Below are 11,334 nucleotides of genomic sequence, written 5' to 3' on the forward strand. Positions count from 1 at the left end.
TTTGCTGATCGCGCATCAACCGTCCCGCTTGCTGCCGACCATCAGGTCGCGTTGCCGGGTGCTGCGCTGTGCGCCATTGTCGGCCGGTGATCTGGGCGCCGTGCTCGACCAGTCTGGCCTGTCGGGCGACCAGTCGCAGGCATTGCAGGCGCTGTCGGGTGGATCGGCGGGCGACGCCGTGCGCCTGCTGACGCAGGACGGTCTGACGCTTTATGCCCAGATCGTCCAGTTGCTGGACGGCCTGCCGCATATCGACCGCCCTGCCGCACTAAAACTTGCCGAAAGCTGCGCAGGCAAACCCAACGCCAACCGTTTTGCACTGGTGCTGGACCTGTTTGATTTGTTCTTGTCGCGCGCCGCCCGTGCGGGGCTGGTCGGTGAACCCGCCATACAGGGCGCACCGCACGAGGCGCGTCTTTTGACCCGCATCAGCCCGCACGACCGCGCCGCCCGCGCATGGGCCGCCCTGTCGCAATCCGCAGGTGCGCGCGCCCGTCACGGCAAGGCGGTCAACCTTGACCCCGCCGCTCTCGTGCTGGATATGATCCTAAGCATAGAACGTACGGCCCAGACCGACGCCAGCCCCTAAAGGCCACCCATGACCCACCTTGTCGATAGCCACTGCCATCTGGATTTTCCCGATTTCGACGATTGCCGTGCGGACGTGGTCCAGCGCGCCGTTGACGCAGGCGTGACGCGGATGGTCACGATCTGCACCAAACTGGCCAATGCCGACCGTGTCGCGGCCATCGCGGATGCGCATGGTCCAGTCTTTTGGGCCGCAGGCACCCACCCGATGAGCGTAGCCGACGCCCCCATGGCCAGTGTCGATGACCTGATCGCACTGGCGGCACACCCGAAATTCGTCGGCATCGGCGAAACCGGGCTGGATTATCACTACACCGCCGACAGCAAAGCGGCCCAGCAGGAATCGCTGCGCGTCCATATCGCTGCCGCCCGCGCGACAAAGCTGCCGCTGATCATTCACGCGCGCGACGCAGACGACGACATGGCCCGCATCCTGACCGAAGAACACGCCGCTGGCGCGTTCACATGCGTGATGCATTGCTTTTCATCCTCGCGCGCGCTGGCAGAGGCGGCACTGGCATTGGGTTTCTACCTGTCGATGTCGGGCATCGCGGCCTTTCCCAAATCCAAAGAGCTGCGCGCGATTTTTGCCGATGCGCCGCTGGACCGGATTCTGGTCGAAACCGACAGCCCCTATCTGGCGCCACCACCCTATCGGGGCCGGACCAACGAACCCGCCTATACCGCGCATACCGCCCGCGTCGGGGCACAGGTGTTCGGCCTGTCCGACGACGCATTCGCCGCCCGCACGTCCGCCAATTTCGACCGTCTGTTCTGGAAAGCCGCGTGAGTTTGCGTTTCACCATTCTTGGCTGCGGGTCATCCGGCGGCGTGCCGCGTCTGGGTGGGCACTGGGGCGATTGCGACCCGGACAACCCGAAAAACCGCCGCCGCCGCTGTTCGTTGCTGGTGCAACGCGACGGCCCCGACGGCACGACAACCGTGCTGATCGACACCTCGCCCGACATGCGCAGCCAGCTGCTGGACGCCGGGATCGGTCGGCTGGATGCGGTTGTCTATACTCACCCGCACGCCGATCATGTCCACGGTATCGACGATCTGCGCATGATCGTCTTCAACATGCGTAAACGACTGGATGTCTGGGCGGATGAACCAACGTCAGAGGCTTTGATTGAACGGTTCGGCTACGCATTCGAGACGCCGCCGGGGTCCGCCTATCCGCCGATCCTTGATCTGCGCCGGATCAGGGGTGATGTGCATGTCGACGGACCCGGTGGCAGGATCATCCTGACACCGTTTCAGGTCGATCACGGAATGATCCCGGCATTGGGGTTCCGGATCGCGGATGTGGCTTACCTGCCTGACGTGTCGGGCATTCCCGAACCCGTCTGGCCGGAACTGGACGGCCTGCACACGTGGATTGTCGATGCCCTGCGCCGCGACCCGCATCCCAGCCACAGCCATCTGTCCCAGACGCTGGACTGGATCGCACGCGCGCGGCCAAAGAATGCGGTCATCACCAACATGCACGTCGATCTGGATTACGCGACGCTGGATGCCGAAACACCCGACGACATCCGCCCAGCCTATGACGGGCTTAGCTTTACACGCCCCTAGTCCCCCTGACCGACCGCCTTTGCCCGCCGCTGCAAAAGCCTCTCCAAACCAGAAAGTCCGCCTGTCATGTCCGCGCTGATCGAGGTCATCCTTCCCGTTTTTCTGGTCATCGGGTTCGGATACGTCGCCGTCTGGCGCGGCGTGTTCAGCGATGCGGGCGTCGACGGGCTGATGCGGTTTACCCAGACCTTTGCCCTGCCCTGCCTGCTGTTTCGCGCCATGTCGAATCTGGACCTGTCGCAGAATTTCAGCGTCGCCCTGCTGGGCAGCTTTTATGCGGGCGCGTTCATCTGCTTTGTCGTCGGAACATTGGGCGGTCGGTTCCTGTTCAAACGCGACTGGGAAGACGCAATCGCCATCGGGTTTTGCGCGTTGTTTTCCAACACCTTGCTGCTGGGCGTGCCGATTACGGAACGCGCATACGGCACCGACGCACTGGCTGGCAATTTCGCGATCATCGCGTTGCATGCCCCGTTTGGCTATTTTCTTGGGATCACCGCGATGGAAATCGTGCGCAATCAGGGTGGGTCCCGGCGGCATTTGCCGTGGAAAGTGCTGAACGCCATGTTCCACAACGGATTGATCATCGGGATCACGCTGGGCCTGCTGCTGAACCTGACCGGCCTGTCACTGCCGCTGGTGCTGTCGGATGCAGTGGACCTGATGGTGCGCGCCGCCCTGCCTGCCGCGCTTTTCGGGCTGGGCGGGGTGCTTTACCGTTACCGGCCAGAAGGCGACATGCGCGCGATCCTGTTCGTCTGCGCCATCAGCCTTGGACTGCACCCGCTGATCGTCTGGACGCTGGGCCGGAACACTGGGCTTAATGTGGACGAATTCCGCTCTGCCGTGGTGACCGCTGCCATGGCACCGGGGGTCAATGCCTATGTTTTTGCCAATATGTACGGCCGCGCGCGCCGGGTCGCCGCATCATCCGTGCTGATTGCCACGGGTGGCAGCGTGCTGACAGTCTGGGGCTGGCTGTATCTGCTGCCCTAAGGCAGCAGATTTTTAGATATCACCCCGGCGACATACCCCGCAGGCGTTCGGACCGACGGCGCAGCAGTTCGACCGTTGTCAGCAGGCAGATCGACACGAATACAAGTACGGTCGCAACCGCCAGGATCGTCGGGCTGATCTGTTCGCGCAAGCCCGTAAACATCTGCCACGGCAGCGTCTTTTGCGCAGCAGCACCCACAAACAGGACCACGACCACTTCGTCGAATGACGTGATAAAGGCGAACAATCCGCCCGAAATCACACCGGGCAGGATCAGCGGCATCTGTACCTTAAAGAATGTCTTGGCCGGTCCAGCGCCCATGTTTGCAGCCGCCCGCGTCAACGACCGGTCAAAGCCGACAAGCGTCGCCGTGACCGTAATGATGACGAACGGAATACCCAGCGCGGCATGCGCCAGAATGACCTTGATATAGCCGGTCAGATCCTTTGACATGCCCAGATATTGCTCCATCCACAGGCCAAGTTGGCTGTAGAAAAAGAACATGCCCGTCGCGGAAATAATCAGCGGCACGATCATCGGTGAAATCAGGATGGCCATGATCCCGCGCCGGAACGGGACGTGGGATTGCGACAGGCCAATCGCAGCCAGCGTACCAAGCGACACCGAAATAATCGTCGCAATCGGCGCGATGATCAAAGAGTTCTTCAGCGGCTGCAGCCAGTTTGGATTGGTAAAGAAGTCCTGATAATGCTTCACGCTATAGGCATCGGGGTCCAGCGCCAGCATCCCGGGGGTGAACGTAAAGAAGTTTTCGGCGTTAAACGACAGTGGAATCACGATCAGGATCGGCGCGATCAGGAAAAAGAAGATGAAACCGCAGATGAACTTGAACGCGTTGTGCCACAACGTCTGGCCAGAGGTCGAATAGACCGGCACACCGCGCCGATAATCACCCGTGGTCAGCCAATAGGCAGCCCAGCCCAGCAGTGCGCCGATGATCAGGCCCACCAGACCGCCCAGCGGACCGCCCAGAATGAACCCCAGCACGCCGACCAGCCCCAGTGACACCAACCGACCGGTTTTGCGGGGCAGATGGTGTGACAGCGCATAACCCAGCAACGCCGCCAGGACGGCCCCCGTGATCATGCCCAGACCCGGTCCCATGTCCCAGGTCTGCAGCAGCGCCCCCCCCAGGATCGCGCCGAACGCGATCATCAGCGGCAGCGAAAAACTGGCAAAGGGGCGCAGCGGCTTTGCGGCAGTCGGATTGAATGCGATGGCCATGACCTTAGCCCCCCAGTTTGACGTTATCGATGCCGACGATCCGGTCGTAGCACCAGTACAGCAGCAACACGACCGCCAGCAGGATCGACCCCAGTGCGGCCGCAAGGCCCCAGTTCAGCGAGGTCGAGATGTGATAGGCGATCCGGTTGGAAATAAAGACACCCTTTGTCCCGCCCACGATTTCCGGCGTGATGTAGTAGCCGATCGACAGGATGAAAACGAGGATCGAGCCCGCACCGATGCCCGGCACCGACTGCGGGAAATAGACCCGGCGGAACGCGGTCACATTGGTGGCCCCCAGCGATTTGGCGGCCCGCAGATAGCTGGGCGGGATGGTTTTCATCACCGAATACAGCGGCAGGATCATGAACGGCAGCAGGATATGCGTCATGGCGATCACCGTGCCGGTCGCATTGTTGATCAATGCCAGCCTGTTATCGTCAGCAACGATACCGATCCAGACCGCCAGATCGTTTATGACCCCCTGGTTCTGCAAAAGTGCCTTCCACGCCGAAGTTCGCACCAGCAAGGATGTCCAGAATGGCAGCAGGACAAGGATCATCAGCAGGTTCGCCTTGGATGCAGGCAGGTTCGCCAGCAGCCATGCCACCGGGTAGCCAAGCAGGATGCAGCTGACGGTAATGATCGTCGACATGATCATCGTCCGTATGAACAGGGTCACATAGATCTGTTCGTTTTCGGGCCGCCAGTCGACACCGTCGGGCGTTTTTTGCAGATCGACCGAATTCAGGAAATAGCCGGTGGTATAGGGGGCAGAATACTGCTGGATCGTCTGCCAGACACGGGTCTCTTCCCACCCCTCGTCGACGTCGACAAACGCCGCGCGCAGGTCTGCAGTTTCAAAATCAGCGACCGCACCGCGGGCCGTGGCCAGCATTTCGGCCTGCGGCAGGCCCGCAGGGATATCTGGCTGCACGCTCAGGTCTTCGTACAGTGCCAGATAGACGGAATTCCACACATCTTCTTCGGTCGGGCTGTCTTCGTCTTCGGTTTGCACCACGCGGGCGAAATCACGGTACATGCTGGCGGTCTGCGGCAGCACCTCGCCTACCCCGTCGCGCAGCAGGAACCGCGGACGGCGGCCTTCACCGTCATAGGCGGCGTCTGCCTCGACCCAGGCCTCGTCGGCAAAGATCGACACGAATGTCAGCGGGTCTTCCCATGCGGGGTCAAGTGCGATGAACTGGTCGGTATAAACCTCGCCGAAATCATCCACGCTGCGGCCCGATTTCCGGAACAGCGACGACACGCCCGATACTTCATAGTTCAGGCGCGATCCCAGCCGGGTGTGGTTCTTTTCTTCGACCGCGACCATCATGTCCTTGGTCAGCGCGGAAAAGACGGCGTCACCGGGAACAGGGTCGTTTTCGCTTTCCCAATCGGCCAGCACGCGGACGGTGCGCGGTAACACTTCACCGACAATCTGGTTTTCCACCGACCGGAAGAGCATTTCGCCAATCGGATAGATAAAGGTCGCAAGGATAAAGATCAGCAGCGGCGCAATCAGCGCCAGCGCGCGGATTTTCTGTTTGCGCAAGGCCCGGTTCAGGGATTTCTTCAGCGGCGTCCCGTCGGCGGCTAGCATCGGGCCGGATTCGTCGGACTGCCCGATTTTCAGACCGGTATCAGGCGTCACGCCCGTCAGGTTGTCGGGTCCGGTGGTGGCGTTGCTCATGGGCTTACGTCCCTTCCACAAGAATAATTGTACTGTCCGCACAGCGGCGGCGAATGTCTGCGACCTCTTGATAATCGGGGTCGTCATAGGCGGCTTTTGCGGCCTCATAGCTGTCGAACTCGATCACGACATGACGGCCCATTTCGACCCCTTCGGGTGTTTCGGACCGTCCGCCCCGCACGATGAACCGCGCGCCATGCGCTTGCAGGATCGGTGTGTCGCGGGCGACGTATTCCGGGTATCCGTCTGGATCGGTTACCTTGATATGGCCGATGATATAACCTTTGGGCATGTCGTAAACCTTGCACGGATGGCGGGATACGTCCCGTCCTTCGGGTTTCAGGCGCAGGGCGGGACGTATCCCGCCCCACCCTGTCGGTCGGGCGGGAAATCCCGCCCGATCAATCGCTTATTGTGCCAGCCAGGCCTGGAACTTGGCGTCCAGGTCATCGCGGTAATCGGCCCACCACTCGTAGTTGTAGAGGAACGTGTTTTCCGCGTTGGCAGGATCGGTCGGCATGTGCGGCGCCATCTCGATACCCAGTTCTGCGTGGGTGCTGACCAGCGGTGCAGAAGACGCACGTGCCGGGCCATAGGCGATGTATTTCGCCTGATCGGCCAGACGCTGCGTGTCGGTTGCAAAGCGGATGAAGTCCATCGCGCGGGCTTCACGCTCTTCGCTCAGGCCGGTAGGGATGATCCAGCCATCCAGATCGAACATCTGTGCGTCCCACAGCATTTCGACCGGCTGATCCTGTTCCACGATCAGGCTGAACAGACGACCGTTGTAGGTCGAACCGATGACGACTTCACCGTCGGCCAGCAGCTGCGGCGTGTCGGCACCAGCGGACCACCAGGTCACATTGTCCTTGATGGTGTCCAGCTTGGCGAATGCCTGTGCCTGACCTTCGTCGGTTTCCAGCACGTCATAGATATCGGCCTTGGCGACACCGTCGCACAGCAGGGCCCATTCCACGTTGCCGATGGGGCGCTTTTCCAGCGAACGCTGGCCGGGGAATGTTTCCAGATCGAAAATGGCGCAGATGTCTTCGGGCGTGTTGCCGTTCCATTCCGCGACGTCCGTACGGTAGCCAACGGTGGTCGAATAAACGATCTGCGGGATAAAGCAGTCGCTGACCAGCAGGTCGCCAAAGTCTTCGGTTGCGGTTGAACCGTCATCGCCGTCGGCCAGCATTTCGTCGTGGTCGATTTCCATCGCCAGACCTTCGTCGCACAGACGGATGGCGTCGGATGCCACAACGTCAACAACATCCCAAGTGATGTTGCCGGCTTCGTTCATGGCACGCAGTTTTGCGACAGCCTCGGCAGAGGATTCGTCCCACACTGCGGACACGTCGGGGTTCATTTCAAGGTAAGGCTGAAGATAGGCATTGTCCTGGCTTGCCTGATAGGCGCCGCCCCAGCTGACAAGTGTCATGTCGTTCGCCATATGCGCTTCGGCAAAAGCGGCAGAACCGGCGACGACCAGAGCAGTCGAAGCTGCAAGAGTAGTCTTAATGGTCATGTAATTCTCCTATTGGTTGCCCGGATTGATGTTGCGAACGGTTCCGCCGGGCGCGTTACCGTTCTGGCGCGTCGAAATCAGGCGTCCAGTGCGCGACAGTCGCGCGGCAGCCACCCGATATCGATGGTCGTCCCCGGCGTCAGTTTTGTCTGATCGGGGGAATTTCGTGTCTTGATGACAAAATCCGTATTGCCTGCAACGCGCAGGCGGGTGCGGAAAATGTCACCCATGTAGACGAATTCAAGCACTTCGGCTTTCAGCGTATGGGCGTTCGGCCCCAGCTTTTTGGTGTCGACTTCGACCCGTTCAGGGCGGATCGAAACCTTGGTGCGGTCGCCGACCTTGTTGACGTTGACCGGCACGGCGTCGATGACTTCGCCGCTATCCAGCTTCACGACACAGGTGGTATCTGTGATTTCGGCAACGACGCCTTCCAGCGTGTTGTTTTCGCCGATAAATTGCGCGACGAAGCTGTTTTGCGGCTCTTCGTACAATTCGTCCGGCGCGGCAAGCTGCTGGATGCGTCCGTTTTCAAACACCGCAACCCGGTCCGACATGGTCAGCGCTTCGGTCTGGTCGTGGGTCACGTAAACAACGGTGATGCCCAGCTCGTGTGCAAGGTTCGTGATCTCGAACTGCAGCGTTTCGCGAAGCTGCTTGTCCAGTGCGCCCAGCGGTTCGTCCATCAAAACCAGTTCCGGTTCGAACACCAGTGCGCGGGCCAATGCGATCCGCTGCTGCTGTCCCCCCGAAAGCTGCGCGGGGCGCCGCCCGGCGAAATCGTTCATCTGGACCCTGCCCAGCGCGCGTTTCACCTTTTCCTCTTGCGTGTTGCGATCCATCTTGCGGACCTGCAACGGAAACGCGAGGTTTTCGGCAACTGTCATATGCGGGAACAGGGCATAGTTCTGGAACACCATGCCGATGCCGCGCTTATGTGGCGGAATGTCGTTGATCGGTTTGCCGTCCAGACGGATGTCTCCGTGGGTCGCTGTCTCAAACCCGGCCAGCATCATCAGGCACGTCGTCTTGCCGGAACCCGATGGTCCGAGCATCGTCAGGAACTCGCCTTTTGGCATCGAAAGGTTCAAATCTTTGACGACGAGCTGTTCGCCATCATAGCTTTTTTGAACGCGGTCAAATTCCACGAACGCGCTTGCGTCATTGGCCACTGGCATCTCCCTGATCCATTCGGCGGGTTGTCCCGCACTCTTGGCCGTAGACTAAAGCGACCCTGCCAAGAAGATGCAACCAGATTTACGAGAACCGGATCAAAGCCTTGTTTTTCAGGCGTAATCGCTTTTATCTTAACATTTGACGGAACAAACGCCTGCAGATTTTGCGTTTTCGGTGAAATGTCCTGAAGTCCCGTGGTGCGGTCGGGGGGACTCGAACCCCCACTCCGGTTAAAGAACAGCGACCTCAACGCTGCGCGTCTACCAATTCCGCCACGACCGCAAACACCGTGGGATGTGCGCGCCATAGCGAATGCAACATCACCCATCAAGATCAAATCGTGTCGCTGGATCGCAAAAGCACACGACTTGGCAGTGCGACGCGCAATGGTTATCTGCGACGGACGTTCCGCAAAGGAGACTCCGATGGTCGAATGGATCACCAGCGACGCGCTGGTCCCCTATCCAGAGGCGCTGGCCTTTATGGAAGCGCGCGCCGATGCCATCGCATCCGGCACTGCGGACGAATGCATCTGGCTGCTGGAACACCCGCCACTTTATACCGCCGGCACGTCCGCCAACCCCGCCGATCTGACCGACCCCGACCGGTTCGACGTGTTTCAGGCGCGCCGGGGTGGCCAGTACACCTATCACGGGCCGGGGCAGCGTGTGGCCTATGTGATGCTGGATGTGTCGCGCCGGGGCCGCGACGTCCGGGTTTTCGTGGCCGATCTAGAAGCCTGGATCATCGCCACCCTGGCCACATTCAACGTCAAAGGCGAACGGCGGCCCGGGCGTGTCGGCGTCTGGGTCCAGCGCCCGGATCAGCCGTCAGGCGCCGATGGAACCCTGGCAGAGGACAAGATCGCAGCACTTGGCATACGTCTGCGCAAATGGGTGTCGTTCCACGGCCTGTCGATCAATGTGGAACCCGATCTGTCACATTTCAGCGGAATCGTGCCCTGTGGAATCAGCGACCACGGCGTCACATCGCTGGTCGATCTGGGCCTGCCCGTCACGCTGTCAGACGTCGATGTCGCGCTGAAAGAAACGTTTGGCCAGATCTTTGCAGACATACCCGCAGCGCACGCGGGCGCGTGATGCATCCGACCGCAGCGGTGGCGTTTGCGGAAATGTCTTGTTGCCGGTGATCTGGGCTAGAACCGTTCCGCCCGCAGCACCATCGCATCGGTCACGGACACCACACCGATATGGCGTTCGACCACAGCAAACGCCGCGTCCAGCAATGTTTCCAGCCGGTCCGGCCGGATCAGGCAGACCACCATGACCATGCCCGCGCGGCCGATCTGGCCTTCGCGCGTCCATTGTCCCGACCGCCCGGACCCGCCGCGTACGGGCACGACGGTATATCCTGTCACGCCCGCGTCGGTCAGCGCCTTTGTCAGGCGGCTTTCCATCGGCTTTTCGATGACGATCTCGATCCGTTTTGCCTGATGTGTCTGCAAGTCAGCCTCCGGTCAGTCGGGTGGCCAGCGCCACATATAACGGAATGCCCAGCGTCAGGTTGAACGGAAACGTCACCCCCAGCGACAAGGTCAGATAAACGGCCGGGTTTGCCTCTGGCAAGGCGACGCGCATGGCGGCTGGCACCGCAATATAAGACGCCGACGCCGCCAGCACCATCAAAAGCACCACGCCCCCCGTCGAAAGCCCGATGACAAAACCCAGCCCCAGCCCGATCAACGACCCGACCAGCGGCATGGCGATGCCAAAGCTTACGGCACCCAGCCCCAGCACCCCGCGCGACTGCCGCAGCCCGCGTCCGGCAACCAGCCCCATGTCCAGCAGGAACAGGCACAGCACCCCCTTGAACGGCGCCACGATAAACGGAGAAATCTCTGCCAGCCCCTTTTCCCCTGTCACCATACCGATGATGAAACTGCCGACCAGCAACACGATTGATCCGTTCAACAGGATTTCACGCATCAACCCCGGTTCCATCCGGCCTGCGGTGCCGGAACGTGCCACAAGCCACAGCGCCGACAGGATGGCAGGCGCCTCCATCGCGGCGGCGACGGCCACCATATAGCCTTCGGCGTCGATGCCCCGGCCTTCCAGCACCGATGTGGCCGCCACGAATGTCACAATGGAAATGGACCCGTAATGTGCGGCGACCGCTGCCGCATCCAGTGTGGTCAGCCCCGTCATCACCCGCAACAAGGCAAAGGCGATGAACGGCAATCCGAACGACAGCACGATCCCCGCGCCCACGGCCAGAAGCAGCGTCGCGTCCACACCATGTGCCGCGACGGATGCACCGCCCTTGAACCCAATCGCGAACAAAAGATATATCGAAAGCCCTTTGGCCACCGCTTCGGGGATCGACAAATCGGATCGGGCCAATGCGGCGGCCAATCCCAGTGCAAAAGACAAGATGATCGGAGAGATCAGATTCGTCCCTGCCAGCATCAAGATTTCGTTCATCGTCACTCCCCGGGCTGCGGCGAAAATGGCAAAACCGCACCCTGACTACAAGCGGTTGCAAACAGGATCAGGAAATTGGTGCCAC

The 11,334-nt window shown here is 60.8% G+C and carries 11 protein-coding genes, 1 tRNA gene and 1 pseudogene; 5 read left to right on the top strand and 8 right to left on the bottom strand.

The features are described 5' to 3' along the window. From GZH79_RS19045 to GZH79_RS11620, 4 genes and pseudogenes are all read left to right on the top strand, one after another. Positions 1 to 589: pseudogene (locus GZH79_RS19045) on the top strand (DNA polymerase III subunit delta'); the annotation flags it as partial. A gap of 9 nt (positions 590 to 598) precedes the next feature. Beyond that, complete coding sequence (locus tag GZH79_RS11610) at positions 599 to 1,378, top strand: TatD family hydrolase (protein ID WP_211643948.1); 780 nt, start codon at positions 599 to 601, stop codon at positions 1,376 to 1,378. Beyond that, a complete protein-coding gene (locus GZH79_RS11615) occupies positions 1,375 to 2,166 on the top strand; it encodes an MBL fold metallo-hydrolase (RefSeq protein ID WP_211643949.1) in 792 nt (263 codons plus the stop codon). The genes GZH79_RS11610 and GZH79_RS11615 overlap by 4 nt, the downstream gene beginning before the upstream one ends. 66 nt (positions 2,167 to 2,232) lie before the next feature. Beyond that, the gene (locus GZH79_RS11620) at positions 2,233 to 3,162 is read left to right on the top strand and encodes an AEC family transporter (RefSeq protein ID WP_211643950.1); all 930 of its coding nucleotides are present in this window, start codon (positions 2,233 to 2,235) and stop codon (positions 3,160 to 3,162) included. A 19-nt stretch (positions 3,163 to 3,181) separates the two neighbouring features. On the opposite strand, the gene GZH79_RS11625 is transcribed toward GZH79_RS11620, so the two are convergent. From GZH79_RS11625 to GZH79_RS11650, 6 genes are all read right to left on the bottom strand, one after another. Beyond that, positions 3,182 to 4,408 (bottom strand): ABC transporter permease, encoded by a 1,227-nt coding sequence (locus tag GZH79_RS11625; protein WP_211643951.1) that lies wholly within the window; start codon positions 4,406 to 4,408, stop codon positions 3,182 to 3,184. A 4-nt stretch (positions 4,409 to 4,412) separates the two neighbouring features. Continuing rightward, on the bottom strand, positions 4,413 to 6,104 hold the full coding sequence (locus tag GZH79_RS11630; protein WP_211643952.1) for an ABC transporter permease: 1,692 nt from the start codon (positions 6,102 to 6,104) through the stop codon (positions 4,413 to 4,415). A gap of 4 nt (positions 6,105 to 6,108) precedes the next feature. After that, positions 6,109 to 6,396, bottom strand: a complete 288-nt coding sequence (locus GZH79_RS11635; protein ID WP_211643953.1) for a DUF1330 domain-containing protein — start codon at positions 6,394 to 6,396, stop codon at positions 6,109 to 6,111. Between the two features lie 117 nt (positions 6,397 to 6,513). Further along, entirely contained in the window at positions 6,514 to 7,629 is a 1,116-nt protein-coding gene (locus GZH79_RS11640; RefSeq protein ID WP_211643954.1) for an extracellular solute-binding protein, read from the bottom strand. Between the two features lie 77 nt (positions 7,630 to 7,706). After that, complete coding sequence (locus GZH79_RS11645; protein ID WP_211643955.1) at positions 7,707 to 8,807, bottom strand: ABC transporter ATP-binding protein; 1,101 nt, start codon at positions 8,805 to 8,807, stop codon at positions 7,707 to 7,709. 193 nt (positions 8,808 to 9,000) lie between these two features. Further along, positions 9,001 to 9,087: transfer RNA gene (locus GZH79_RS11650), tRNA-Leu, on the bottom strand. Positions 9,088 to 9,191: 104 nt separating this feature from the next. Here GZH79_RS11650 and lipB point away from each other — a divergent pair. Continuing rightward, on the top strand, positions 9,192 to 9,905 hold the full coding sequence (gene lipB, locus GZH79_RS11655; protein WP_283094806.1) for a lipoyl(octanoyl) transferase LipB: 714 nt from the start codon (positions 9,192 to 9,194) through the stop codon (positions 9,903 to 9,905). 56 nt (positions 9,906 to 9,961) lie between these two features. On the opposite strand, the gene GZH79_RS11660 is transcribed toward lipB, so the two are convergent. After that, positions 9,962 to 10,270 (bottom strand): transcriptional regulator, encoded by a 309-nt coding sequence (locus GZH79_RS11660; RefSeq protein ID WP_211643957.1) that lies wholly within the window; start codon positions 10,268 to 10,270, stop codon positions 9,962 to 9,964. Position 10,271: 1 nt separating this feature from the next. Further along, positions 10,272 to 11,249 (bottom strand): sodium-dependent bicarbonate transport family permease, encoded by a 978-nt coding sequence (locus GZH79_RS11665; protein WP_211643958.1) that lies wholly within the window; start codon positions 11,247 to 11,249, stop codon positions 10,272 to 10,274. Positions 11,250 to 11,334: the final 85 nt, after the last annotated feature.

It is taken from the genome of Loktanella sp. SALINAS62 (assembly GCF_018263905.1).
GTDB lineage: Bacteria > Pseudomonadota > Alphaproteobacteria > Rhodobacterales > Rhodobacteraceae > Loktanella.